Raw genomic sequence first — 25,772 nt, 5'->3', positions numbered from 1 at the left:
GCCAACCCACAGGCCAGCCAATGACGAAAGCGATCCCCACCCGCCTTGCCCATGCCGGACGCACCGCGGCCGTGCCCGGCGGACAGCCGGTCAATCCGCCCGTGGTGCGCGCCAGCACCGTGCTGTTCGAGTCAGTCGCGCAGCAGCGCGAGATGCGCGCCCGGCGCGACACCGAGCGGCTGTTCACATACGGCGCGCGCGGCAACCCCACCAACTTCGCGCTCGAAGACATGGTGACCACGCTGGAAGGTGGCTATCGCACGCGACTGTTTCCGTCGGGCCTGGCCGCCGCGGCGATGACGATCCTGGCCTACGTGCGCCCCGGCCAGCACGTGCTGCTGCCCGATTGCGTCTACGAGCCGGTGCGCAACCTGGCCAACGGCTTCCTGCGCCAGCACGGCATTGCGGCCGACTTCTATGCCGCCAACGGCGCCGACCTGGACGCGAAGCTGCGCCCGGAGACGCGGCTGGTCTATGTCGAGGCGCCCGGTTCGCTGGTCTATGAGATGTGCGACCTGCCCGCGCTGGCGGCCCGCGCCCACGCGCATGGTGCGCTGGTGGCGGCGGACAATACCTGGGGCTCGGGCCTGCTGTACCGCCCCCTGACGCTCGGCGCCGACATCTCGCTGATGGCGGCCACCAAGTACCTGGGCGGCCATTCCGACGTGATGATGGGGACAGTGTGCACCACCGAGGCCGCGTGGCAGCCGCTGGCCACCATGGCCGATGCCTTCGGCATGACCGTCAGCCCCGACGACGCCTACCTGGTGCAGCGCGGCATCCGTTCGCTCGGTGCACGCCTGGCCCAGCACCAGACCAGCGCGCTGGCCGTGGCGCAGTGGCTGCTCGACCGCCCCGAGGTGGCCGATGTCTTCTGCCCCGCGCTGCCGCACGATCCCAATCACGCGCTGTGGCAGCGCGACTGCCACGGCACCAACGGCCTGCTGTCGTTCACGTTGCGCTCGCAGGCGCCGGTGGCGCCCGAACGCTTCGTCGACAGCCTGCAGCTGTTCGGCATCGGCGCCTCGTGGGGCGGCTTCGAAAGCCTGGCCGTGCTGGCCGACATGCGCCGCGCGCGCAGCGTCACGGACTGGTCGCAGCACGGCACCGTGATCCGCCTGCATATCGGCCTGGAAGCCGTCACCGACCTGCTGGCGGACCTGGATCAGGCATTCGCCGCCATCGCTCATCTCGACTCGACAGAAAAGGACACTTCCCATGCCCATCATCGGTGACTGGCTGCGCCAGCAATCCGGCCCCGCCCGCACCAGCGGGCAGCTACCCGTTGGCTCGATGGCCTCGGGCATGTCAGTCACGCTGCCCTACGTGGCCGTACGTGGCGCACGGCCGGGGCGCACGCTCTGGCTGCATGGACAGGTGCATGGCGACGAGATCAACGGCATGGTGGCGGCCCTGCGTTTCGCACGCAGCCTGGACCCCGCGGCCATGCGCGGCAACGTGGTGGTCACGCCCACCGGCAATCCGCAGGCGCTGGACGCGCGGCGCAAGCGCAATCCCTATGACGAGCTGGACCTGGACCAGACCTATCCGGGCAGCGCCGGCGGCCTGGTATCCGAGCGGCTGGCCCATGCGCTGATGAGCGAGGTGCGCGGCGTGGCCGACGTGCTCATCAACCTGCATACGATGAATCCGCTGTTCGACGCCCGCCCCTACACGGTCTACAAGGTCCACCCGGGCAGCAGCGTGACCGAGGCCGAAGTGCTGGCCGCCATGGCGCCGTTTCATCCCCACGTGGCCTGCCAGCAGGACGTGGGCGGCAAGGGCGAGCTGCCCGGCAACATCGCGGGCGCGCTCGACTACCAGTGCCTGGCCGCCGGGGTCTGCGCGTTCATGCTCGAACTGGGCAGCGGCAGCCGTTTCGAGGCCGACAACATCGCCGTGGCCGAGACCGGCTTCCACACGCTGGCCGTGCAGATGGGCATTCTCGACGGCCCGCCGGCCAGGCCCGCCGCCACCACGCTGCGGCGCGTGACACGGCGCGGCTGGATCACCGCCGATGACGGCGGCCTGTTCATTCCGGCGGCACGGGCCGGAGACAAGCTCGGCGAAGGCGCATCGATTGGCGACACGCTCAAGCTCGACGCCTCGCTCACGCCCGTCAAGCCACTCACGCGCGACGGCGTGCTGATCGGCCTGCGCAGCGACCCCGTGGTCCACACCGGCGAGCGCCTGGCGTTCGTGGCGTGGGAATGGGACACGGTGTCGATCCAGCCTTTACTTACGGCATGACAACGGCCCGCGCCACAACGCCTTACCAAGCCTTGAAGCAAGACCATCGGAGCCTCACCATGTTTGCCCGCCGCGCCCTCGTTCTCTGCCTTGCCCTCATGACACCCCTGGCCCATGCGGCCTGGCCCGATCCGTCGAAGCCGATCCGCGTGGTGGTTGGCTTTCCGCCCGGCGGCGGTGCCGACGCGCTGGCGCGTGCCATTGCCCCGGCGCTGTCGGACCAGCTCAAGGCCAACGTCATCATCGACAACCGGCCCGGCGCGGGCGGCCTGATTGCCACCGACATGGTGGCCAAGGCCGCGCCCGACGGCTACACGCTCTACATCGCCACGCCGGGATCGTTCACGATCTGGCCGAACCTGCGCAAGCTGGCCTACGACCCGCAGAAAGACTTCGCGCCGGTCAGCGTGCTGGTGACCATGCCCAACGTGCTGGTGACGGGCGCCGACACGCCATACAAGGACGTGCAGGGCCTGCTGGCGGCCGTGAAGCGCGCGGACGGCAAGTTCTCGTACGCATCGGGCGGCAACGGCACGATCGGCCAGATCGCTGCCGAGCAGTTCAAGATGCTGGCCGGCGTGCAGATGCAGCATGTACCGTACAAGGGCACCACCCCCGCGCTGACCGACGTGATGGGCGGCGTGGTGCCGATCACGTTCTCCGATCCGTCGGCCAAGCCGCTGATCGCGTCAGGCAAGCTGCGCGTGCTGGCGGTGACCACTGCCAGACGCTCGCCGCAGTTCCCCGGCGTGCCAACCGTGGCCGAAGCCGGCGTGCCCGGCTACGAGGTCACCAACTGGTACGGGCTGGTGGCGCCGGCCGGCACCCCGCCCGATGTCATCACGCAGCTGAACAAGGCGCTGGTCAAGGTCATGGCCGACCCCGAGATCCGCCACCGGCTGGCCATATCGGGCATGGATGCCACCTCGGACACGCCGCAGCAGTTCGCGAAGCTGCTCGACAGCGAGCGCGCCAAGTGGGGCGACCTGATCCGCAAGGCCGGCATCCAGGGCGATTGAACCCGTGACCGTCCGCCGCTACCCGCAACTGGCGCATTGGGGGGCCTTCACGGCCGTCGTCGACGATGGCAGGCTGGTCCGCTGCGAACCGTTCGCCGCCGATCCCAACCCGTCGCCCCTGCTCGATGCCATCGTGCCGATGGTCTACTCGCCCACGCGCATCCGTACGCCGATGGTGCGGCGCGGCTGGCTGGCGCAGCGCGAGGCCAGCGACGGCCATGCACGCGGACGCGACGATTTCGTCGAGGTGCCGTGGGACGTCGCGCTCGACCTGGTGGCGGGCGAGATCCGGCGCGTCCGCGAGCAACATGGCCCGGCCGGCGTATTCGGCGGGTCCTACGGCTGGTCGTCGGCCGGGCGGCTGCACCACGCGCGCTCGCTGATCCGCCGTTTTCATTTCACGGGCGGCGGCTGCGTGGACCAGGTGGGCAACTACAGCTGGGGCACCGCGCAATTCCTGCTGCCCCACGTCATCGGCACCGACCGGCCCCTGACGGGCCGCGTCACGGCCTGGCCCAGCCTGATCGCCCATACCGAGGTCTTCGTGGCCTTCGGCGGACTGGCGCTGAAGAACGGCCAGGTGTCGTCGGGCGGCGCCGCCGAGCATACGCAGGAGTCCTGGCTGCGCAAGCTGGCAGCCAGCGGCGCCACGGTCATCAATATCAGCCCCACGCGCGACGATTGCCCCGATTTCCTGGGCGCCGAATGGATTCCGATCCGGCCGAACACCGATGTCGCGCTGATGCTGGCGCTGGCTTACGAACTGCGGCGCACGGGCGCGCACGACGCGGCATTCCTGCAGTCGCATTGCAGCGGCTGGGCCGAACTCGAATCCTATTTGCTGGGCCACGCCGACGGCGAGCCGAAGACGCCGGCGTGGGCGGCCGCCATTACCGGCATTCCGGCTGCGCGTATCGCCCAACTGGCCGCCCAGCTGGCCGGCAAGCGCAGCTACCTCACCTGCAGCTTCGCCGTCCAGCGCCAGCATCGCGGCGAGCAGCCATACTGGATGGCCATTGCGCTGGCGGCCATGCTGGGCCAGATCGGCCTGCCCGGCGGCGGTTTCGGCTTCGGGCATGGATCGATGAATGGCGTGGGCAACCCGCGCGTGGCCACGCCGGGCCCGGAAATGCCGGTCGGGCGCAACCCGGCCAAAGTCGACATCCCCTGCGCACGGCTGTCGGACATGCTGCTGAATCCGGGCACCGCCTACCGCTTCAAGGGCGAGACGCGCCACTATCCCGATGTGAAGCTGGTGCACTGGGCCGGCGGGAACCCGTTCCATCACCACCAGCAGCTGGGGCGGCTGCGCCAGGCATGGGCGCGCCCGCAGACCGTGATCGTGCAGGACATCTGCTGGACGGCCACCGCGCGTCATGCCGATATCGTGCTGCCGGTGACCACCGCGCTGGAACGCAACGATATCGGCGGCTCTTCGCGCGACCGCTATGTGCTGGCCATGCACCAGGCCATCGCCCCATTGCATCAGGCGCGCAGCGATCTCGACATCTTTACCGATCTGTCCGACCGCCTCGGCTATCGCGCGGCCTTTACCGAGGACCGCGACGAACGCGGCTGGATCGCGTCGATCTACGCCCGCTGCCGCGACGCCCAGGCAAGCGCCGGCATCGAACTGCCGCCGTTCGATCAGTTCTGGCGCAGCGGGCACGTGGCCCTGCCCGCACCCACCGACGACTTCGTGCTGTTCGACGATTTCCGGCAAGACCCGCTGGCGCATCCGCTGCGCACGCCAAGCGGCCGCATCGAGCTTGCCAGCCCGACACTGGGCGCCATGTCCGAAGACTGCGGCACCCATCCGAACTGGCAGCCCCCCGTCGAATGGCTGGGCGCGGCCGAAGCGCGGCGCCACCCGCTGCACCTCGTTTCCGTGCAGCCGGCCGACCGGCTCCATAGCCAGCTCGATGCCGCCCCACTGGCCCAGGCCGGCAAGGTGGCCGGCGCCGAACGGATCACGCTGCATCCGGCAGATGCCGCCGCGCGCGGCCTGCACCCCGGCATGCGGGTGCGCGTGCACAACGCCCGCGGCGCCATTGCCGCCGGCCTGGCGGTGAGCGACGGCGTGGCCCCGGGCGTGGCAATGATCGCCACTGGCGCCTGGTACGACCCCGATGCCGAAGGCGTGGACCGCGCCGGCGCCGCCAATACGCTGACGCTCGACATCGGCACATCGGACCTGACCCAGGGGCCAAACGCGATGAGTTGCCTGGTGGAGGTGTCGCGGGAGGGGTAGACGCCGAAACCATGCCCGTCACTCGCGCCACCTCGCCGTCATTGGCGACACGTTGCCGTCGATTCAGCCCCTGCCCCTGGCAAGTGCCTTCGCCGTGGCTTATACCTGTCACATCGCAACGACATTCACGACGAGGAACGAGCCATGCGCCATATGCATCCCCCCTTTCCGAACGCCAGCGCCGATGACGACCAGGCCTGGGCCTACTGGCGTGCCCGCCGCATGGTGCGGGTGCTGCGCGGCTGGTATATCCATCTGCTGGTCTACGTGGTGGTGAACAGCTGGCTGTGGCTGCGCTTTTTCTACTTTCCGACACCGTCCTGGTCGCACTACGCCACCTCGGGCTGGCCGTGGCCGCTGACGACCACGCTGGCCTGGGGGCTGGGGCTGGGCGTGCATGGCATCCTGGTCTGGACGCGCCTGTCGCGCTGGGGCCGCGACTGGGAAACCCGCAAGATCCAGGAATTCATGAACCGGCACCAGTGACCAGCCGGCCCGGGGGCTACATCTGCCGGAATTTGTGCACGTAGGCGCGCGATACCGGCAGTTCCGTGTCGGCGCCGCGCATCCGCACGAACAGGCGCCCCGAATCGTCGCGCCGCGTGCCGGCCACGTGCTCCATGTTGACGATGGTCGAGCGGTGCACCTGCCAGAAGACTTCGGGGTCCAGTCCGTCGATCAGTTCCTGCAGCGGCGTGCGGATCAGGTGTTCACCGTCCTGCGTGTGGACCACCAGGTATTTGTCGTCGCTCTGGAAATACAGCACGTCCTGGATCGGCACGTGGCTGGTGGTGTTGCCCCGGCTCGCGCGCACCCACCGCAGCGGCCCGGCACCTTCCGCGCGCGCCTGTCCACGCGCCAGCTGACCCAGCAGCTGCGCCAGTTCGGGCAGCGGCGCGGACTCCTGAAACGCCTTGCGCAGCCGTTCGATGGTGCGGCCCAGCCGCTCGTCGGTGACTGGCTTCACCAGATAGTCGACGGCGGCGCGTTCGAACGCGTCGAGCGCGAACTCGTCGTAGGCGGTGACGAACACCAGGCGCGTGTCGGTCTCGATGCCCTGCGCCACTTCCAGCCCCGACAGGCCCGGCATCTTGATGTCGAGAAAGGCCACGGCGGGCGCCAGCCGGGCGATGGCCTCGGCCGCTTCCAGGCCGTTGGCGGCTTCGGCCACGATGTCCAGCTCCGGCCAGAGCCGGGCCAGCTTGCCGCGCAGGTGCGCGCGCAGGTGTTCCTCGTCATCGGCGATCAACGCGGTGGGCTTCATGCGGGGTCTCCGTTCCGGTGCGCGCGTGGCAGCGGGATGTCGATCAGCACGGCGGTGCCAGGCGCGCGGTCCTCGATGCGGACGTGGGCATCGCCGTCATAGAGCACGGTCAGCCGCTCGCGCAGGTTGGACAAGCCCACCCCGGCATTGCCGCCCGGCCTGAAGCCCATGCCGTCGTCCTCGATCGTGGCCAGCATGCGTGCCCCGCGCCGTTCCAGCCTCACGAGCAGGCGGCCGCCTTCCACCTTGGGCTCCAGCCCGTGCTTGACGGCGTTTTCCACCACGGGCTGCAGCAGCATCGGCGCCAGCGGCACGGTGTCCAGCGATCCATCGACGTCCACCGTGTACTGCAGCCGCTCGCCCATGCGAATCTTGATCAGCGCCAGGTAGTCGCGCAGCAGCGTGGCTTCCTGCGCCACGGTGCCCTGCGTGGCCCGGCTGGCCGCCAGCGATGCCCGCAGGTACGCGATGAAGTGTTCGAGCATCAGCGTGGCCTTCTGCGGCGCGGGCTCGATCAGGCTCACCACGTTGGCCAGCGTGTTGAACAGGAAATGCGGCTCGATCTGCGCCTGCAGCAGCCGCATCTGCGCTTCCACCAGCTGTTTCTCGGTGGACAGCGTGCGCACCTGGTCGCGCGCCATGAATTCGGCAATCTTGCGTTCTTCCCAGCTCCTGCCCAGCAGGCCGACACGGCTCCAGGTCATGATGCCGTGCACGGCCAGGCCGATGCCCCAGCCCATCAGCGGCGCACGCACCCACGGCCGCTCGGGCGACGTCACCAGGTTGACGACGATCAGCAGCGCGTTGACCCCCACATAGACCAGCGCATGCATGTAGAAGAAGCGCAGCGCCCGCACGCGGCGGCGCGCGTCCTGATAGGCGCGCTGGTCGGCGGCGGTACGCCAGAGTTCTGGATCGACGGAACGCAAGGTGGAATCCCGGGGGCGGGGGTGGAGTTGCCGCGAGATTACCACCGGCCCGGCACGGCGGACATGGGAAAAGTGCGGATCGACAGGAATCCGGCGCCGCCCGTCGCTATGCGGCGCCAGCGACGGATCTACGCAGATCTCCGCCGGACTACCTCGGATGCGGCCGGTGCAGCGGCAGTTCCGGGTTCAGCCGTACGCCAAACCCTGGCGCATCGAGCGCGGACGCCTTCATCCGGCCGTTGACGGGCACCGGCTCGTCCAGCAGTTGCGGATCGAACATCGGCACGATCTGACATGCCCACCATCGGGCGCGTCCGTGCCTTCACGCTGCGCGGCGCGGGCGCCGACTATCACGACCAGGGCGCTGGCCACTGGATCGACGACCACATCGCCGCGCCGATGGCGAAGTCCCCCGAATACCGCCGCAGCCGGCAGAGCTTCGGTATCAGGGACCAGATGACTTCGCTCAGTAGGTGGCGCGTCCGCCCGACAGGTCGAACACCGCGCCCGTGCTGAAGGCGCAGTCCTCGGTCGTCAGCCAGGCGATCATCGACGCGGCCTCTTCCACTTCCAGGAAGCGGCCCATCGGGATCTTCGACAGCATGAACGCGATGTGCTGCTCGGTCATCGAGTCGAAGATCGGCGTGCGCGCCGCCGCGGGCGTCACGGCATTCACCAGCACGCCACTCTGCGCCAGTTCCTTGCCGAGCGACTTGGTCAGGCCGATCACGCCCGCCTTCGACGCGCTGTAGTGGGATGCGTTCGGGTTGCCCTCTTTGCCGGCCACCGACGCGATATTGACGATGCGCCCGAACTTGCGGGCCATCATGTGCGGCACCACAGACCGGCAGGTCAGGTAGCTGCCGATCAGGTTCACCTCGATCACGCGCCGCCAGACGGCGGGGTCCAGTTCCCAGGTGGGGGCATTGCCGCCCGTGATGCCGGCGCTGTTGACCAGCGCGTCGATGTGCCCCAGCTTCTGGATCGTGGCTTGCGTGGCCTGGTCGACGGCATGCTCGTCGGTCAGTTCCACGACCTCGCCGGTGACCTGGCCCAGCTTCGACAGCGCGTCGCAAGCCCTGACCAGCTGCGCCTCGTTGACGTCCCACAGCGACACCACGGCACCCGAACGCAGCATCCGTTCGGCCACGGCGTAGCCAATGCCCTGCGCACCGCCGGTAATCACGGCCACGCGGCCCTTCAGGTCGAGCTGGTTCATTGCGGGTCTCCCACGTTGGCCGCCACGGTGCGCTGCTGCTGGCGCAGGCGTCCCTGGGCATCGATCAGGCCGGGCCGTTCCTGGCCGGCCGCACCGTAGCGAATCAGCTTCATCTTGTCTCCTGTCTTTTTGGTGGGGTGAGAAGCGTCCGTTGCACTGTAAGCCGCCAGCCTATATCGTTCCAATCAATTTATAAGAGCAAGCCATTCCATTCTGGAATAGCCAGGGAGACACCGCAAGAACGAGGCGCTGTCGGACGTGGCCACGGCGTTCGTCGGCCACCTGCAGGCGCGCGCGCAGTCGAAGGCCGCGGCGGCTTCGGCAGCTTAACGGCCGAAGCGGCGCGGATCGTACGGCGTGGGGTCCACGTACGGCGTTTCGCGGTCGAACAATTCGGCCAGCAGGCGCGCCGTGGCGGGCCCAAGCGTCAGGCCCTGGTGGCCATGTCCGAAGTGGAACCACAGGTTGGCATGACGCGGCGCGCGCCCCACCACCGGGCGCATGTCGGCAATGCACGGTCGCGCGCCCATCCACGGCTGTGCTTCCACGGGCTGGCCCAGCCGCACCAGATCGCCGGCCAGCATTTCCGCCCGCACCGACTGCACCGGCGTGGGCGGCGATTCATGATGCGCGAACTCGGCGCCCGTGGTCAGCCGCAGGCCCTGGCGCATCGGTGCCAGCAGGATGCCGTTCTCGGCGTCGAGCAGCGGCCTGTCCGGCATGGCGTCCACATGGTAGTGGCGGTGGTAGCCGCGCTTGACGAACAGCGGCAGCCGGTAGTCGAGCCGGCGCGTCAGCCCCGCCGCCCATGGCCCCAGCGCGATCACGGCATGTTCGGCCTGCACCGCGCCATCGCGCGTGCGCACCGTCCAGCCGCTGCCCGACTGGCGCAGCGTATCGGCGTCGCCCTGCAGCAGCACGCCCCCCTCGCGCTCGAACAGCGCCGCGTAGCGCGCCACCAGTTCGCCGGGATCGCTGACCGTCCACGGGTCCTGCCAGTGCACCGCGCCGGCCATCGGCCGCTGCAGCACCGGCTCGGCGGCGGCCAGTGCCGCGCTGTCCAGCACCGCGTGGCGCAGATCGTGCGCGGCCGCGACGGTGCCGGCCGCCTTGGCCGCCGCGTCGAACGCGGCCGGCGTCCGGTAGGCCTCCAGCCAGCCCGATTTGCGGACCAGGTCCTGGGCACCGGCGCGTTCGATCAGCGGCGCATGTTCGTCGATGCAGTGGCGGATCAGCGCCGCGTAGGCACTGACCGTGGCCATATAGCGTTCCGGCGCCGACGCGTGCCAGTAGCGCGCCAGCGACGGCACCAGCGACGGCAGCGCCCGCAGGTGGTAATGCACGTCATTGCCACGCCGCGCCGCCACCCGCAGGATCGCCTGCCAGGCGCGCGGAAACGCATACGGCTGCACCGCCTCGCGCTGGATGATGCCGGCATTGCCGTACGAGGTCTCGCGGCCCGGCGGGTTGCGGTCGATCAGGCACACGGCATGGCCGCGCTGTTGCAGCGCCAGCGCCGTGGCAACGCCAACGATGCCGGCACCCAGCACAACGACTTCGGTCTGGCGGGACGTTCTGGAAGTTTCTGTCATGAGGTCTTGCTTGCGGGTTTAGCGGTCTTGCGCGTCCGGGCGCCCTTGCCGGGGCTGCCGGGGCTGCCGGGGCTGCTGTTTGCCATGTCGATGTCCCGCGCCGTCTCGCGCAGGCAATCGGCCAGTTCGGCCACGCTCGGCGGCAGCCGGCGGTCGCGCAGCGTGATGAGACCTACGGGCGGCAGTTCCACTTCCACGGGCATCGCCAGCACGTGGAAGCGCCCTTCGGCCTGCCATTGTCGGCCCACGGAGCCTGCCACGAAACCCACCACCTGCCGCTGCGCCACGAAGGTGGTAACGGCCAGGTACGACGACGACTCGATCACGTCGGCCGGCGGCGGCTGCCCGTGGCGGAAGAACGCCTGCTCGATCTTGACGCGCAGCGATGCCCACGGCGGCGGCAACACCAGCGGATGCCGCGCCAGGTCGGTCCAGTCGGGGCTGGCCTGCCGCGCCAGTGGGTGGCCGGCGGCCACGATGGCCACCATCGGATCCTCGTAGAGCGCGTCGGTGATCAGGTCCGGCGCGGCGTAGCTGGGTTCCAGGCGGCCAACGATCACGTCGAGTTCCGACAGCCGCAGGCGGGGCAGCAGATGCGTGAGGTCGCCCTCCTCGACCAGCACCGTCGCACGCGGCGAGCGGTCCTTGAGGCGCGCCACGGCCCGGGCCAGCAGCACAGGCAGCGTGGCGCCCATCGATCCCACGCGCACACGGCCTGCCGCGCCGCTGGCCACGGCCTCGATCTCGTCGCGCGTCACGTCGTACTGGGCCAGCACGGCGCGCGCAAAGCGCACCAGCGATTCGCCAGCCGGCGTGGGCTCCGTGCCGCGCGTGGAGCGCGTGAACAGCGTCAGCCCGAGCATTTTCTCCACTTCGGCCAGCACCTTGGACACGGCCGGCTGGCTGACCGACAGGAATTCGGCGGTGCGGCCCAGATGCCGGAACTCGTCCAGCGCCACCAGCAGTTGCAGGTGGCGAAGCTTGATATTGGAGCGGAAGGCCCGGTCGATATGCGCCATGGCAGCGAGTCTACCTAACCGGAAGGTTATGAAGCAATGCCAATTTTCTATTGGATGGTTATGTTCGGGACGCCCACAATCCGTCCCAGAGCGGGTTGGCATCGACGCCGGTCCGCGACCTAAAACAAGATTGGAGACATCCCCCATGACGCAAGGTCTTCCCGCCAGCCTTTCGCGCCGCCGGCTACTGCTGGGCAGCGCCGCCACCGCCGCCGTTGCCGCCACCGGCACGGCCAGCCTGCTTGTGCCGCGCATGGCACGCGCCGCGGCAGAATATCCCGACCGGCCCATCACGTTCATCTGCCCCTGGCCGGTGGGCGGCACGGCCGACCAGTCGATGCGGGCCCTGTGCCAGGTGGCGTCGGGGATTCTCAAGCAGTCGATCGTGGTGGAAAACCGCGCCGGCGCATCGGGCATGATCGGGACCAAGGCGCTGGCCCGCGCCACCCCCGATGGCTACACCATTGGCCAGATCCCGATTTCGGTCACGCGCTTCTCGCAGCTGGGCATGCTGCAGCTGGACCCGCGCACCGAACTGACCTACCTGGCACGCACCTCTGGCCAGACCTTCGGCATCGCCGTGCCGGCCGGCTCGCGCTTCAAGACGCTGGCCGATGTGGTGGCCGAGGCCAAGGCGCACCCGGGAAAGCTCACCTACGCACATGCCGGCATCGGCGGCGCCACGCACGTCGGCATGGAGCAGTTCGCACTGGCCGCGGGCGTGAAATTCAACGCCATCGCCTACAAGGGCGGCTCGCAGGCCCTGCAGGACGTCCTGGCCAACCAGGTGGACCTGCTGGCCGATTCCAGTTCGTGGGCGCCGCATGTGGAAGCCGGCAAGCTGCGCCTGCTGGCCACCTGGGGCGAGCAGCGCACGCCGCGTTTCAAGGACACGCCCACGCTCAAGGAACTGGGCTACAACGTCGTCGTGGAAGCCCCCAACGGCATCGGCGCGCCCAAGGGCCTGCCGCCCGACATCGAAAAGAAGCTGCGCGATGCGTTCCGCGCCGCCGTGGCCAGCGCCGAATTCAAGACCGTGGCCGCCCGCATCGACGCGCCGATCATGTATCTGGACGGCCCCGACTACAAGAAGTACGTGGCCGAGGTCTACGGCCAGGAAACGCAGCTGATCCAGCGCCTGAAACTCAAGGAAATGCTCGCCCAGAGCTAACCCGCCCCAATCCTGTCAATCGTGACCCTGAACCCCGTCATCCGCCTGCACGCCAACGACAACGTCCTGATCGCCCGCGCCGACCTGACGCTGGGCCAGCACCTGGAGGATCTGGACGTGCGCGTGCGCGCCCAGGTGCCCGCCGGCCACAAGATCGCCGCCCGTGCGATTGCACGCGGCGAGCAGGTCAAGAAGTACGATACCGTGATCGGCGTGGCCGACCGCGACATTGCCGCCGGCGAGCACGTGCACAGCCATAACCTGCGGCTCGTGGACGACTACCGCGATCCCGCGTTCTGTGCCGATGTGCGCCCCGTGGCCTACGTGCCGGAACGCGAACGCGCGACGTTCATGGGCTATGTGCGGCCGGACGGGCGCGTGGGCACGCGCAATTTCGTCGGCATCCTGTCGTCGGTGAACTGCTCGGCCACGGTCATCAAGCACATCGCCGCGCATTTCACCAAGGAGCGGCTGGCCGCCTATCCCAATGTCGATGGGGTGGTGGCATTCGCGCAGAGCAGTGGCTGCGGCATGTCATCGCCAAGCGAGCACTTCGACCTCCTGCGCCGCACCATCGCCGGCTATGCGCGGCATCCGAACCTGGCCGGCGTGCTGATCGTCGGCCTGGGCTGCGAGCGCAACCAGGTGGCTTCGCTGGTGGAATCGCAAGGGCTGGTCCGCGGCGAGAACCTGCACACGCTGGTGATGCAGGACACGGGCGGCACGCGCGCCACGATCGAGGCGGGTATCCGCGCCATCGAGGCCATGCTGCCGGCCGCCAATGCCTTCCGGCGCCAGCCAGTGAGCGCCAGCCATATCAAGATCGGCCTCGAATGCGGCGGCTCGGACGGCTTCTCGGGCATCACGGCCAACCCGGCGCTGGGTGCGGCCATGGATATCCTGGTGCGCCACGGCGGCACCGCAATCCTGTCGGAAACCCCGGAAATCCACGGCGTGGAGTTCATGCTCACGCGCCGGGCGGTGACGCCCGAGGTAGGCAAGAAGCTGCTCGATCGCCTGGCCTGGTGGGAACGCTACACCGCCGGACACAACGCCCAGTTCAACGGCGTGGTGGGGCACGGCAACCAGCAGGGTGGCCTGGCCAACATCTTCGAGAAATCGCTGGGCTCGGCCATGAAGGGCGGCACCACGCCGCTGCAGGCCGTGTACGAGTACGCCGAGCCGATCGACCGCGCCGGATTGGTCTTCATGGATTCCCCCGGCTACGACCCGGTGGCCGCCACCGGCCAGATCGCCAGCGGCGCCAACCTGATCTGCTTCACCACCGGCCGCGGCTCGATGTTCGGCTCGAAGCCCGCCCCGACCATCAAGCTGGCCTCGAATTCGCCGATGTTCCGCCGCCTGGAGGAAGACATGGACATCAACTGCGGCCTGGTGCTCGATGGCGAACTCAGCGTGGCGCAGATGGGCGAACGGATCTTCGAACACATCCTGCGCGCCGCATCCGGCGAACCCACCAAGAGCGAGCTGCTTGGGCTGGGCGATCACGAATTCGTGCCCTGGCACGTGGGGATCGTGAGCTAGGCCCCTCGCATATCAGACGCTTCCAACATCCGACCCCGCCATCGCATGCTGACCACCCTCACCGACCCCACCCTGCTTCGTAGCCAGAACTTTATCGACCAGCAATGGTGCGACAGCCGCGCCCGCCTGGAAGTGACCGACCCGGCCACGGGCGCAGTGATCGCCGACGTGCCCGACAGCGATGCCGCCGACGCCCGGCGCGCCGCCGACGCCGCCGCGGCGGCCTTCCCGGCCTGGAGCCGCCGCACCGCCCGCGACCGTGCCCAGATCATCAAACGCTGGCACGCGCTGATCCTGGCCAACGAGCAGGACCTGGCCCGCATCATCTCCGCCGAGCAGGGCAAGCCCATGCACGAGAGCGTGGGCGAAGTGCGCTACGGGGCGTCGTACGTGGAATGGTTCGCCGAGGAAGCCACGCGCATCTGCGGCGACGTGGTGGCCGAGGCCGTGCCGGGCCGCAAGATGATCGTGCTCAAGGAGCCGGTGGGCGTGGTAGCCGCCATCACGCCATGGAACTTCCCGCTGGCGATGATCGCCCGCAAGATCGCGCCCGCGCTGGCCGCCGGCTGCACCGTGGTGGCCAAACCCGCCGAAGACACCCCGCTGACCGCGCTGGCGCTGGTCCGCCTGGCGGAACGCGCGGGCCTGCCGCAAGGCGTGTTGAACATCGTCACCGCATCGCGCGGCAACACCCCCGCCGTGGTCGATGCCTGGCTGGCCGATGCGCGCGTGCGCAAGATCACGTTCACGGGCTCCACGCCGGTGGGCAAGCACCTGGCCCGCGAGTCGGCCGGCACGCTCAAGAAGCTGTCGCTGGAGCTCGGCGGCAACGCCCCGTTCATCGTATTCGACGATGCCGACCTCGATGCGGCCGTGGAGGGCCTGATGGCCGCCAAGTTCCGCAACGGCGGCCAGACCTGCGTGTGCCCGAACCGCGTGTACGTGCAGGCCGGCGTCCACGACGCCTTCGTCAGCAAGCTGGCCGCCCGCGTGGGTGCGCTGCACGTGGGCCCGGCTACCGACCCCGCCGCGCAGATCGGTCCGATGATCAACGCCCGCGCCGTCGACAAGATCGACCGCCATGTGCGCGATGCCGTGGACCAGGGCGCCCGCGTGGTGGTGGGCGGCGAGCGCGTGCGCACCGCCGACGGCCCGCATTACTACGCCCCCACCGTGCTGGCCGGCGCCACGCCCGCGATGGCGCTGGCGCACGAGGAAACCTTCGGGCCCGTGGCGCCTGTGTTCCGCTTTACCAGCGAGGATGAAGTGATCCGCGACGCCAACGACACGCCGTTCGGGCTGGCCGCCTACTTCTATTCCAACGACGTGCGGCGCATCTGGCGCGTGGCGCAGGCGCTCGAAACCGGCATCGTGGGCATCAACGAAGGCGCGCTGGCGTCCGAGGCGGCGCCGTTCGGCGGCGTGAAGGAATCGGGCTACGGCCGCGAAGGATCGCGCCACGGGCTTGACGATTACATGCATACCAAGTATCTGTGCCAGGGCCAGTTGCACTGACAACGCCCATCGAACCCCGTTCGACACCCGCACCGACAGGAGACACCCCATGCCCGCCCATAACCCGTTCAAGGCCGCGCTGGCCGCCCGCCAGGCCCAGATCGGCCTCTGGATGTCCGCCGCCACCCCCTACGTCGCCGAAATCAGCGCCACGGCCGGCTTCGACTGGCTGCTGGTGGACGGCGAACACGCGCCCAACGACGTGCGCACCATCCTGCAGACGCTGCAGGCACTGGCCCCGTACCGCTCGCAGCCCGTGGTGCGCGCCGTGTCGGGTGAGACCGCACTGATCAAGCAGCTGCTGGACATCGGCGCCCGTACGCTGCTGATTCCGATGGTGGACACCGCCGAACAGGCCGCCGCACTGGTGCGCGCCACGCGCTACCCGCCGTTCGGCGTGCGTGGCGTGGGCAGCGCCGTGGCGCGCGTGTCGCAATGGAGCGCCCGCAAGGACTACCTGGCCGTGGCCGATGATGAGGTCTGCCTGCTGGTGCAGGCCGAGACCGTGACCGCCATGCAGAATCTGGAAGCGATCTGCGCGGTCGATGGCGTGGATGGTGTCTTCATCGGCCCGGCCGACCTGGCCGCGTCGATGGGTCATCGCGGCAACCCGGGCCACCCCGAGGTGCAGGCGCAGATCGAGACGGCCATGCGCACGATCATCGCCAGCGGCAAGGCCGCCGGCACGCTGACGTCAGACAATGCGCTGGCGCGTCGTTACCTGGAACTGGGCTGCACCTTCGTGGCCACCGGCGTCGACGTGCTGGTCTACGCCAACGCGGCGCGCAGGCTCGCCGCCGAATTCCTGCCGGAGCGCGCCCAACAGGTGTCCGCGCCCGGCGCCGCCTACTGAGTATCCAGGATGTCCCCGCTGCCTTCCCAAGCCCTGCCCTCTCAAGCCCTGCAAGCCGACCTGCTGCAGGCCATGCTGGCCATCGTCGGCCCCAACGGCTGCCTGACCGCCGACGCCGACACCGAGCCGTACGTGACCGACTACCGCCGCATCTATCGCGGCAAGTCACCGCTGGTGGTCATGCCCGCCACCACCGAACAGGTCAGCCGCGTGATGGCCTGGTGCCATGAGCACGACGTGCCCGTCGTCCCGCAGGGCGGCAACACGTCACTGATGGGCGGCGCCGTGCCCGACGACAGCGGCACGGCCGTGGTCATCAGCCTGAAGAAGATGAACCGCGTGCTGGCCATCGACACCGTCAACGACACGATGACCGTGGAAGCCGGCGTGACGCTGTCCGGCGCACGCGCCGCGGCCGACGATGCCCGCCGCCTGTTTCCGCTGCGCATCGGCTCGGAGGGCTCGTGCCAGATCGGCGGCAACCTGTCGACCAACGCAGGCGGCACGGCCGTGCTGCGCTACGGCAACATGCGCGATCTGGTGCTGGGCATCGAGGTGGTGCTGCCCGACGGGCGCATCTTTTCGTCGCTCAAGGGCCTGCGCAAGGACAACACCGGCTACGACCTCAAGCACCTGTTCATCGGCGCCGAAGGCACGCTCGGCATCATCACCGGCGCGGTGCTGAAGCTGATGCCGCAGCCGCGCTCCACCGCCGTGGCGTTCGTGGCCGTGGACGGCCCGGAGGCTGCCGTCAAGCTGCTGGGCGAGGCCCGCGCGCTGTCGGGCGGCGCGGTCACGGCCTTCGAACTGATCTCGGCCCCGGCGCTGGACCTGGTGCTCGAATACCTGGGCGACGTGCCGTCGCCGCTGCCGGGGCGTCATGACTGGATGGTGCTGATCGAACTGACATCGGGCACCGACGAGGAAACCCTCGGCGGCACGCTGATGGAAATCCTGGAATCGGGCCTCGGCAATGGCTGGGTCGTGGATGCCGCCGTGGCGTCGAGCCTGGCCGACGTGCAGCAGTTCTGGCGCATCCGCGAGGAAATCTCGGACGCCCAGACGCGCACCGGCGGCAGCATCAAGTGCGATATCTCGGTGCCGGTGTCGCGCATCGCGCAGTTCATCGACAAGGCGTCGGCCGAGGTGCTGGCGCTCGAGCCGGCCACCCGCATGGTGATCTACGGCCATATGGGCGACGGCAACGTCCACTTCAACCCGCTGCGCCCGAAAGACCGCGATGCCAGGGACTTCCTGGCGCAGTGGTACAAGCCCGTGTCGGATCTGGTCGATGGTCTGGCCCACGCCGAGAACGGCTCGATCTCGGCCGAGCACGGCATCGGCGTGGCCAAGCGCGACGACCTGGGCCGCTACAAGTCGCAGGTGGAGCTGGAGCTGATGTGGCAGGTCAAGCGCGCGCTCGATCCGAAGAACCTGTTGAACCCGGGGCGGGTGCTGCCACCGATCGCTGGGCCCGCTGACTGAGCCAGACCCCGCCGAGCACCAGCACCATGCCCGCGATCTGCGCCGTGCTCAGCGTCTGGCCCAGCACGATCCAGCCGATCAGCACCGCCGTGAGCGGGCTCAGGAACCCCAGCGTTGCCACGGCGCCGGGGCCCAGCCGCGCGATGCCCCGGAACCACAGCACGTAGGTCAGCGCCGCGCCGATCACCGTCAGCCACGCCATGCCCAGCGCGTTGGCCAGCGTGGGCGTGGGCAGCGGCGGCTCCAGCCATAGCGCGAACGGCACCAGCAGGATGCCGCCCGCCGTCAGTTGCCAGGCCGTAAATGTCAGCGCCGGCACCGGCGGCTGCCAGCGGCGCGTGAGCACGGTGCCTAGCGCCATCGACACTGCGCCAGCCAGTCCGGCCGCCACGCCCACCGCATCGAGCGTGGCCTTCGGGGTCAGCACCAGCAACGCCACGCCCGCCAGCCCGGCCAGCGCCGCGGCAATCGCGCCCACCCGGATCGCCGATCCCAGCAACACACGCGACAGCGCGATCACGATCAGTGGCTGGATGGCACCGAGCGTGGCCGCCACGCCGCCGGGCAGCCGGTAGGCCGAGACGAATAGCATGGCCCAGAAGAACGAGAAATTGAGCGCGCCCAGCACCAGCAGCCTGGCCCACCAGCTGCGCGCCGGAAACTGCCGCCCCAGCAACCAGAGCAAAATACCCGCCGGCAGCGCACGCAGCGTGGCAACCGTCAGCGGATAGCCGGCCGGCAGCCAGTTGGTGGTCACCAGGTACGTGGTGCCCCAGATGGCGGGCGCCAGCGCGGTCAGCAACAGGTCTGTCGAACGGCGTGTGGCCATGGAGATTCCCTTTGGGACCAGTGCAGGTGGAGGAACACGATGAATGTGCGCACATTACAGCACTGCACCGTCCGACGGAAGCCGACGGATATGGAACACAGCATTTACCGCCCGTCATGAATCGGGGCCACCATGCAAAAAGCGGGGCCGCAGCCCCGCTTTACGGTGATCGGGCGCCGCCAGTGGCTGGCGGCCCCTGCCTCGCGCCGGATCAGGCCCTAGCGCGGGTTCTTCTTCATGTCTTCCTTGGTATCGCCATAGCTGGCCTGCGTGCGGCCGGCCACCTGCTGGGCCTTGCCCTTCATTTCGGTGGAAGTCTTGCCGGTTACCTTGCCGGCCAGTTCCTTTGCCTTGCCCTTGGCCTCGTTCATGCGGCCCTTCACCTGGTCCTTGTTCATGATCGCACTCTCCTGATGGGTCGGTTCGTAGGGCGTCCGGCGTCCGCGCGCTGGCCCGGCTGGCGGGCGCTGCGGCAGGCAACGGCGCTACTGGACAGTGTAGAAAGGGCACGGGAGCTGTCGTGTAGGACATAGCCGCAACAGGATGTCGGACGGTGCCAATGCGGTTCTCCCGGCGCCGGTGCGGCTCGCCCTTGCACACGCCGCGTCGGCGCCGACAATTGGAGCCGGGCCTGCGCATGCATCGCACCTGATGCCGCCTGACGTCATGCCATATGCCTCACTCTCACTTAATCCGCCATTCATCGAATGACGATACGCTTGCAGCACTCCGCCTTCCACCCGCCTTGCCCCCGCCCCGCCCTATGGACGGCCACCTGCATATCCAAGACCTGACCGGCCACGGCCGCGGCCCTTATACGTTCGATGTGACGGGCGGCAAATGCACGGTGCTGTCGGGCCCGTCGGGCAGCGGCAAGAGCCTGCTGCTGCGCATGATTGCCGACCTCGATCCCAGCAACGGCAGCGTACGCATCGGCACCACGCCGCGCGAGGCGCTGAGCGGGCCGGCCTGGCGACGCGAGGTGATCTATGTGGCGGCGGAATCGGGCTGGTGGGCCGACGACGTGCGTAGCCATTTCGACGACCTCGGCCCGGCCGACATCGCCGATACGACCCGTGGCTCCGGAACACCCGGCACCGCCGATACCCGGCTCGCGCGCCTGGCGCGCCGGCTCTGCCTGCGCGACGACATCCTGGCCGCGCGCGTCAGCCATCTGTCCACCGGAGAGCGGCAGCGGCTGGCGCTGCTGCGGGCCATCGTCCGCCGCCCCCGCTTCCTGCTGCTCGACGAGCCCACCTCGGCGCTGGATCACGACACCACACTGGCCGTGGAAGCCGTGCTGCGCGAAGTCATGGCCGAGGGCGTCGGATTGCTGGTCGTTTCCCACAACACCGAACAGGCAGCGCGCCTGCAGCACGCGCACTGGCGTCTGTGCCCGTCCGGACTGGAGCCCCTGCACCCATGAACCCGATCCTGCTGACAACGGGCGATCTGACGCTGGCCAGCCTGCTGATCGTGGCCGGCGCGGCGCTGTCGCTGGCCATGTCGCTGGGCATCCATCGCGCCCTGCTCTGGGCCGCGGCCCGCATGGTGGTGCAACTGATGCTGGTAGGCCTGGTACTGCGCGCGGTCTTTGCGCTGTCGTCGCCATGGCTCACGCTGCTGGTGGTGACGGCGATGATCTTCGCCGCGGCGCGTGAATCCGGCAGCCGGCTGGAGCGCCGCTTCGCGCCGCGCTGGCAGATGTCGATCGGGCTGGCGTCGGTCAGCGCCCCCACGCTGGTCATCACGGTGCTGGCACTGCTCACCGCCCTGCGCCCCACACCGTGGTACGACGCACGCCACGCGATTCCGCTGGCCGGCATCATCCTGGGTAACGCCATGAACGCGGCCAGCCTGACGCTGCACGCCACGCTCAACGCCGCCTGGCACCAGCGCCAGGCCATCGAGGCCAGGCTGGCTCTGGGAGACGACCGCCATGCCGCCTTGCGTCCGATCCTGCGGCAGGCGGTGCGCGGCGGACTGCTGCCGACGATCAATACGATGGCGGCAGCGGGCATCATCACGCTGCCGGGCATCATGACCGGCCAGATCCTGGCCGGCATGGACGCAATGGACGCCGCACGCTATCAGATCCTGCTGATGTTCCTGCTGGCCGGCGGCAGCCTGCTGGCCGTGGTGGTAGCTGGCTGGCTGGCCGTATGGCGCCTGACCGACGAGCGCCACCGCCTGCGCCTGGACCGTCTGCACGCGGCCTGAACCGCCACCCCAACTGCAACAGCCCTGACACCATTGACATGGCACTTCGTAGAACTGCCATGTAGTGACGCATTTCCGTGCAACAGTCTCATCTCGAATGAGAAAAATCTCATTCAGAGTGACGAAGAAGCGAGCCAAATCAAAGCCGAAAAATTCATGCCTTCCGATCATTGCGGATTCCTTCCCAACCTGGAGAACAAGGCATGAAACTGAAACTGGCAGCGGCTGCTGCAATCACGATGTTTGCCGCCGGCGCTCAGGCGCAGTCGAGCGTCACCCTGTATGGCGTGGCCGACGTCGGCGTGGAATACCTGAACCGCACCGCCGGCGACCACAGCAACGTGCGCATGCAGTCCGGCAACGGCATCACCACCGGCTCCTGGTGGGGCATGCGCGGCACGGAAGACCTGGGCGGCGGTCTCAAGGGCGTGTTTGTGCTGGAGAGCGGCTTCAACCTGGACACCGGCACATCGGCCAGTAGCCGTCTCTTCAACCGGCAGGCATTCGTGGGCCTGCAGGGCCGGTTCGGGGCCCTGATGCTGGGCCGCCAGCAGACGCCGATCTACGACTTCACGCTGGCGTTCGACCCGATGGCCGCCACCTCGCAATACTCGATCGTCAATCTGGACCCGTTCATGGCCAGCCGGGCCGACAACGCCATCCAGTACAAGGGCACGTTCGGCGGCCTGACGGCGGCGGCGCTCTACAGCTTCGGCTATGACAACAGCGCCCCGTTGGGCTTCGGCAGCGGCGAGGTGCCGGGCAACTACAAGAAGGGCCGCGAGTACGCCGCCAGCCTGCGCTACACGACGGGCCCGCTCGACGTCGGCCTGGTGTACGACCTGCGCCAGCCCGACACCGATATCAAGGACCAGCGCGCGTCCGTGGCCGGCAGCTATGCCTTCGGCCCGGCCAAGGTCTTTGCTGGCTATCGGTGGGAAAACCTGAGCGGCGCGGGCGCGGCCTTCAAGCACAGCAACATCTACTGGATGGGACTGGGCTACCAGGCCACACCGGCACTGATGCTGAAGGGCGCGGTGTACTACAACGACTATGCCGAGACCAGCGCCGACCCGGTCGTCTTCGTCGCCACGGCCGACTACGCGTTCTCCAAGCGCACCAGCGCCTACCTGGACCTGGGCTACGCGTGGAACCGCACCAGCAAGGGCGTTGCGTCGCGCGCCAGCCTGAGCGCGGACAACATCCGGGCAGGCGACAGCCAGTTCGGCGCGATGGTGGGGGTACGCCACCGCTTCTGACCCCGCCGCAAGACACTTTCCGATTTGCCCGGCCGCGCGCCGGGCTTTTTTATGTCGGCTTGATCGAAAAACCGCCCGCGGACGTGCCGGCAACTCAGCGCCGGCCACCTGCCAGCTTCCGCGCATCGGGATGCCCGCGCAGTCGCCACATCGCCACGCAGCCAAGTGCCGGACCGATGGCCAGCATGCCGAAGCCGGCTCGCCAGCCCAGCCATTCGACCACATCGGGCACGAGGTGGATGCTGGCCAGCGTCAGCAGGAAGCCGGCGCATGTCTGCGCCGTCAGCAGCGTGCCGATCGATGACGGTTCGGCCAGTTCGGTCACGCTGGCCGAGAACTGGGCGGAATCGGCGATGACCGACACGCCCCAGACCAGCGCCACCGTCACCAGCACCGCCATCGGAGCCGTATCGAGCCAGCCCATCAGCGCCGCGCAGCTTGCGCTGATGGCCATGGCCCCGATGGTGACGGCCGTGCGGCCCACGCGGTCGGCCAGCCATCCGCCCGCCCAGGCACCCAGCGCGCCAACGGCAATCGCAGCGAAGGTCAGCAGTTCCGCCCGCCCCCGCGCATCGGCCATGCCGCGTGCGGCAAACGTCTGCTGCAGGAACAGCGCCAGCCACGCCCACATCGCGTAAAGCTCCCACATATGGCCCAGATAGCCCAGGTTGGCCAGGCGCACTGCGGGCTGGCGCCAGGCCTGCGCGATCTTGGTCGGGTCGATGCGTGCGGCCTTCCGGAGATTGGGGCCGATCGCCGCCATGCCAATCAGCAGCGCCGCGCCGGCCGCGCAGGCCGCCGCCACGGCGTAGATCGTGCGCCAGTCGGGGCCGCCGCCCGCAGCGGGCGTCAGCCACGCGGCCACCAGATGCGGGCTGGCCGACCCGAGCGTCAGCGCCCCCACCAGCAACCCGATCAGCAGGCCCAGGTCAGCGCGCGCCCAGGTTGCCGCCAGCCGCATGCCCACCGGATAGACCCCGGCCATGCACATGCCGGTGATAAAACGCAACGCCACCACCGCGCCGCCCGTGGGCGCGATGAACGCGAGCATGCCCGTGGCCAGCGCCGCCACCAGGGCCGAGCCGGCGAACAGCCGGCGCAGGTCGTAGCGGTCCGGCAAGGACAGCAGCGCCGACATCAGCGTACCGGCGACAAAGCCGAACTGCACGGCACTGGTCAGCAGCGCCTCGTCGAACGCCGAAATGGCCTCGGTGCGCTGGATCAGCGCCACGGCGGTGCTGGCAGAGAACCACACGCCCATCGCCGCCACTTCGGCCAGCAGCAGGATGGCGATCGAGAACAGCTTGCCGCGCTGGCGCTGCCGCACCGGCGCGGCCGCCGAAGTGGGTGCTGTCATCTCAGACGGCCGCCGGGTGTGCGACGGTGCCCACGGGATGGAAGTCGCGCCCGAAGTAGATCAGGCCCGCCTGGCCGCTGGCGCTTTGCGCGGCCTTGACGGCGCAGAAGAACACCGTATGCGTGCCCACTTCGGTTACCGACGTGATCTCGCAATCGAGCGCGCTGATGGCGCCATGCAGCACCGGCGCGCCCGTGGCCAGTTGCCGCCACTCGGCGCAGGCAAACCGCTCGTCCAGCGACAGGTCCCTGTCGGCGAAGCGCATGGCCACGTCGCGCTGCCCGGCGGCCAGCACATTCACGCAGAGCCGGCCGTTCTGGCGGATGGCGGCGTTGTTGCGGCTGGAGCGGTTGATGCAGACCAGCACGGTGGGCGGATCATCGGTAACCGGACAGACGGCGGACGCCGTGCAGCCGGCCAGGCCGGCCACGCCGTCCGTGGTGATCACGTTGACGGCGGCACCCAGGCCCGCCATCGCGTCGCGAAACGTTGTCTTGTCTACCATGATGCGTCTGTCTATACCGGATTGGCGCCGGTTCCGCGATATTGCGCCGCCGCGTGGGTGGCTGGCAAGCGGGCCGTGCCGAACAGCTTGTCGCGATAGGTGCCCGGCTGGTACGCGGTCTTGTAGGCGCCGCGCTCCTGCAGCAGCGGCACCACCAGGTCGATCACGTCCTCGAAGCACTCCGGCACCACCGTGCGCGACAGGTTGAAGCCGTCCACGCCGGTCTCCTCGCTCCAGGCCATCAGCAGGTCTGCCACATGGTCGGCCGCGCCCACCCACGGCGGCTGGCGGCTGCCCAGCACCATCTGTTCCAGCAGCTTGCGGCGCGTCCATTGCGGGCCCGCACTGCGCGTCATGGCTTCCACGTTCGACACGATGGCCTGGCTCTTGCCCGTATCGATCGGCTCGTCCAGGTCGTAGCGCGAGAAGTCGATACCCAGCGACGCCGCCGCGTGCACCAGCGCGGCCTCGGAACTGACGTAGCGACGGTATTCCTCGAACTTGTCGCGCGCCTCGGCGTCGGTGCGCCCGACCACCAGCGTGGCACCCAGAAACACCTTCACGTCGTCGGCCTGCCGGCCCAGCTGCACGGCCTGCGCGCGGATGTCGTCGACGATTTCCTTCACGCCCTCCTTCTTCTGCCCGTTCACGAACACGCACTCGGCGTGCGTGGCGGCAAAGCGGCGGCCCCGCGTCGACGACCCGGCCTGGTACAGCACCGGCGTGCGCTGCGGCGACGGCGCGCACAGGTGCATCGCATCCACCTTGTACTGCGGGCCGCGATGATGGATCACGCGCACTTTTTCGGGATCGGCATAGACCCCGGCCGTGCGGTCGGCCACCACGGCGCCGTCGTCCCAACTGCCTTCCCAGAGCTTGTAGACCAGCGCCATGTACTCGTCAGCCAGGTCGTAGCGGTCGTCGTGGGCCACCTGGCCATCGATGCCGATGGCCCGCGCCGCGCTGTCCAGATAGCCCGTGACGATGTTCCAGCCGATGCGCCCGCCGGTCAGGTGATCCAGCGTGGACATGCGGCGCGCAAACAGGAACGGCTGCTCGTAGGTCAGGTTGGCGGTCACGCCAAAGCCCAGGTGCCGGGTCACGGCCGCCATGGCCGGTATCACCAGCGTCGGGTCGTTGACCGGCACCTGCACCGCGCCGCGCAATGCGGCGTCGGGGCTGGCGCCATAGACGTCGTAGACGCCCACCACGTCGGCAAAGAAGATGCCGTCGAACAGGCCGCGCTCCAGCGTCTTCGCGTAGTCGATCCAGTACTGAAGTTCGGCGTATCGGTGCGACTGGTCGCGCGGGTGGGTCCACAGGCCCTGCTGGATGTGGCCCACACAGTGCATGTCGAAAGCGTTCAGGCGGATTTCACGGGGCATGGGGCGGCTCAGAAGGGGAAAGGGGCAGGTCTGGTCTTCATCCACTATAGTGGACAAATGAGCATCATCGTGAGGATTTCAGCCAGAGGGTTAACCCGCGCCATG

The 25,772-nt window shown here is 68.8% G+C and carries 23 protein-coding genes and 2 pseudogenes; 14 read left to right on the top strand and 11 right to left on the bottom strand.

Annotated elements, in window-relative coordinates:
• The first annotated feature begins 20 nt into the window (after positions 1-20).
• The 5 genes from metC (at position 21) to AC3G88_RS15060 (ending at position 6,006) form a co-directional block, all read left to right on the top strand.
• Positions 21-1,235 (top strand): cystathionine beta-lyase, encoded by a 1,215-nt coding sequence (gene metC, locus AC3G88_RS15080; protein ID WP_488771953.1) that lies wholly within the window; start codon positions 21-23, stop codon positions 1,233-1,235.
• Positions 1,219-2,250 carry a M14 family metallopeptidase gene (locus AC3G88_RS15075; RefSeq protein WP_488771954.1) on the top strand — a complete coding sequence of 344 codons (1,032 nt, stop codon included), beginning with the start codon at positions 1,219-1,221 and terminating at the stop codon, positions 2,248-2,250. Before metC ends, AC3G88_RS15075 begins: the two co-directional genes overlap by 17 nt.
• Positions 2,251-2,348: 98 nt before the next feature.
• The gene (locus tag AC3G88_RS15070) at positions 2,349-3,269 is read left to right on the top strand and encodes a Bug family tripartite tricarboxylate transporter substrate binding protein (protein WP_488771955.1); all 921 of its coding nucleotides are present in this window, start codon (positions 2,349-2,351) and stop codon (positions 3,267-3,269) included.
• 4 nt (positions 3,270-3,273) lie between these two features.
• Positions 3,274-5,520 carry a molybdopterin-dependent oxidoreductase gene (locus AC3G88_RS15065; RefSeq protein ID WP_488771956.1) on the top strand — a complete coding sequence of 749 codons (2,247 nt, stop codon included), beginning with the start codon at positions 3,274-3,276 and terminating at the stop codon, positions 5,518-5,520.
• 153 nt (positions 5,521-5,673) lie between these two features.
• Positions 5,674-6,006 carry a 2TM domain-containing protein gene (locus AC3G88_RS15060; RefSeq protein WP_488772362.1) on the top strand — a complete coding sequence of 111 codons (333 nt, stop codon included), beginning with the start codon at positions 5,674-5,676 and terminating at the stop codon, positions 6,004-6,006.
• Positions 6,007-6,022: 16 nt separating this feature from the next.
• Here AC3G88_RS15060 and AC3G88_RS15055 read toward each other — a convergent pair whose 3' ends face one another.
• The 3 genes and pseudogenes from AC3G88_RS15055 to AC3G88_RS15045 all read right to left on the bottom strand — a co-directional run.
• Positions 6,023-6,784 carry a LytR/AlgR family response regulator transcription factor gene (locus AC3G88_RS15055; protein WP_488771957.1) on the bottom strand — a complete coding sequence of 254 codons (762 nt, stop codon included), beginning with the start codon at positions 6,782-6,784 and terminating at the stop codon, positions 6,023-6,025.
• Positions 6,781-7,641, bottom strand: a complete 861-nt coding sequence (locus AC3G88_RS15050) for a sensor histidine kinase (protein WP_488772363.1) — start codon at positions 7,639-7,641, stop codon at positions 6,781-6,783. The genes AC3G88_RS15055 and AC3G88_RS15050 overlap by 4 nt, the downstream gene beginning before the upstream one ends.
• A gap of 220 nt (positions 7,642-7,861) precedes the next feature.
• Positions 7,862-8,011 (bottom strand): annotated as a pseudogene (locus AC3G88_RS15045) (L-rhamnonate dehydratase); the annotation flags it as partial.
• On the opposite strand from AC3G88_RS15045, the pseudogene AC3G88_RS15040 reads away from it, so the two are divergent.
• A pseudogene (locus AC3G88_RS15040) lies at positions 8,008-8,160 on the top strand (L-rhamnonate dehydratase); the annotation flags it as partial. The pseudogenes AC3G88_RS15045 and AC3G88_RS15040 sit on opposite strands and share 4 nt — an antisense overlap.
• Positions 8,161-8,179: 19 nt before the next feature.
• On the opposite strand, the gene AC3G88_RS15035 reads toward AC3G88_RS15040, so the two are convergent.
• The 3 genes from AC3G88_RS15035 to AC3G88_RS15025 all read right to left on the bottom strand — a co-directional run bounded on the left by AC3G88_RS15035 (position 8,180) and on the right by AC3G88_RS15025 (position 11,543).
• Entirely contained in the window at positions 8,180-8,932 is a 753-nt protein-coding gene (locus AC3G88_RS15035) for an SDR family NAD(P)-dependent oxidoreductase (protein ID WP_488771958.1), read from the bottom strand.
• Positions 8,933-9,258: 326 nt separating this feature from the next.
• Complete coding sequence (locus tag AC3G88_RS15030) at positions 9,259-10,524, bottom strand: NAD(P)/FAD-dependent oxidoreductase (protein ID WP_488771959.1); 1,266 nt, start codon at positions 10,522-10,524, stop codon at positions 9,259-9,261.
• Positions 10,521-11,543, bottom strand: coding sequence for a LysR substrate-binding domain-containing protein (locus AC3G88_RS15025; protein WP_488771960.1), 1,023 nt, complete (start codon positions 11,541-11,543; stop codon positions 10,521-10,523). Before AC3G88_RS15025 ends, AC3G88_RS15030 begins: the two co-directional genes overlap by 4 nt.
• 145 nt (positions 11,544-11,688) lie before the next feature.
• Between AC3G88_RS15025 and AC3G88_RS15020 the strand changes: the two genes are divergently transcribed.
• From AC3G88_RS15020 to AC3G88_RS15000, 5 genes are all read left to right on the top strand, one after another.
• Positions 11,689-12,714, top strand: a complete 1,026-nt coding sequence (locus AC3G88_RS15020) for a tripartite tricarboxylate transporter substrate binding protein (protein ID WP_488771961.1) — start codon at positions 11,689-11,691, stop codon at positions 12,712-12,714.
• Positions 12,715-12,735: 21 nt separating this feature from the next.
• The gene (locus tag AC3G88_RS15015) at positions 12,736-14,259 is read left to right on the top strand and encodes a UxaA family hydrolase (RefSeq protein ID WP_488771962.1); all 1,524 of its coding nucleotides are present in this window, start codon (positions 12,736-12,738) and stop codon (positions 14,257-14,259) included.
• 45 nt (positions 14,260-14,304) lie between these two features.
• Positions 14,305-15,774, top strand: coding sequence for an NAD-dependent succinate-semialdehyde dehydrogenase (locus AC3G88_RS15010; protein WP_488771963.1), 1,470 nt, complete (start codon positions 14,305-14,307; stop codon positions 15,772-15,774).
• Positions 15,775-15,823: 49 nt separating this feature from the next.
• On the top strand, positions 15,824-16,627 hold the full coding sequence (gene hpaI, locus AC3G88_RS15005) for a 4-hydroxy-2-oxoheptanedioate aldolase (RefSeq protein WP_488771964.1): 804 nt from the start codon (positions 15,824-15,826) through the stop codon (positions 16,625-16,627).
• A 72-nt stretch (positions 16,628-16,699) separates the two neighbouring features.
• A complete protein-coding gene (locus tag AC3G88_RS15000; RefSeq protein WP_488772364.1) occupies positions 16,700-18,112 on the top strand; it encodes an FAD-binding oxidoreductase in 1,413 nt (470 codons plus the stop codon).
• Here the strand turns inward: AC3G88_RS15000 and AC3G88_RS14995 are convergent.
• Complete coding sequence (locus tag AC3G88_RS14995; protein WP_488771965.1) at positions 18,036-18,941, bottom strand: EamA family transporter; 906 nt, start codon at positions 18,939-18,941, stop codon at positions 18,036-18,038. The two genes, AC3G88_RS15000 and AC3G88_RS14995, sit on opposite strands and share 77 nt — an antisense overlap.
• A gap of 218 nt (positions 18,942-19,159) precedes the next feature.
• Positions 19,160-19,339 carry a CsbD family protein gene (locus tag AC3G88_RS14990; RefSeq protein WP_092598271.1) on the bottom strand — a complete coding sequence of 60 codons (180 nt, stop codon included), beginning with the start codon at positions 19,337-19,339 and terminating at the stop codon, positions 19,160-19,162.
• A gap of 365 nt (positions 19,340-19,704) precedes the next feature.
• On the opposite strand from AC3G88_RS14990, the gene AC3G88_RS14985 reads away from it, so the two are divergent.
• The 3 genes from AC3G88_RS14985 to AC3G88_RS14975 all read left to right on the top strand — a co-directional run bounded on the left by AC3G88_RS14985 (position 19,705) and on the right by AC3G88_RS14975 (position 22,420).
• Positions 19,705-20,367 carry an ABC transporter ATP-binding protein gene (locus tag AC3G88_RS14985; RefSeq protein ID WP_488771966.1) on the top strand — a complete coding sequence of 221 codons (663 nt, stop codon included), beginning with the start codon at positions 19,705-19,707 and terminating at the stop codon, positions 20,365-20,367.
• Positions 20,364-21,161: an ABC transporter permease gene (locus AC3G88_RS14980; RefSeq protein WP_488771967.1), complete on the top strand. Its 798-nt coding sequence runs from the start codon at positions 20,364-20,366 to the stop codon at positions 21,159-21,161. The genes AC3G88_RS14985 and AC3G88_RS14980 overlap by 4 nt, the downstream gene beginning before the upstream one ends.
• Before the next feature lie 203 nt (positions 21,162-21,364).
• The gene (locus AC3G88_RS14975; protein WP_488893465.1) at positions 21,365-22,420 is read left to right on the top strand and encodes a porin; all 1,056 of its coding nucleotides are present in this window, start codon (positions 21,365-21,367) and stop codon (positions 22,418-22,420) included.
• A gap of 94 nt (positions 22,421-22,514) precedes the next feature.
• On the opposite strand, the gene AC3G88_RS14970 is transcribed toward AC3G88_RS14975, so the two are convergent.
• Genes AC3G88_RS14970 through AC3G88_RS14960 form a run of 3 tightly spaced genes read right to left on the bottom strand, consistent with a single transcriptional unit; the run spans position 22,515 to position 25,667 of the window.
• A complete protein-coding gene (locus AC3G88_RS14970) occupies positions 22,515-23,777 on the bottom strand; it encodes an MFS transporter (protein WP_488771970.1) in 1,263 nt (420 codons plus the stop codon).
• 1 nt (position 23,778) lies between these two features.
• Entirely contained in the window at positions 23,779-24,282 is a 504-nt protein-coding gene (locus AC3G88_RS14965; protein ID WP_488771971.1) for a flavin reductase, read from the bottom strand.
• Between the two features lie 11 nt (positions 24,283-24,293).
• The gene (locus tag AC3G88_RS14960; protein WP_488771972.1) at positions 24,294-25,667 is read right to left on the bottom strand and encodes an LLM class flavin-dependent oxidoreductase; all 1,374 of its coding nucleotides are present in this window, start codon (positions 25,665-25,667) and stop codon (positions 24,294-24,296) included.
• Positions 25,668-25,772 lie beyond the last annotated feature (105 nt).

The organism is Cupriavidus sp. 86D6 (assembly GCF_057815095.1).
Note: the sequence above shows the minus strand (reverse complement) of the source record. Positions and strands in the feature narration are given on the sequence as shown.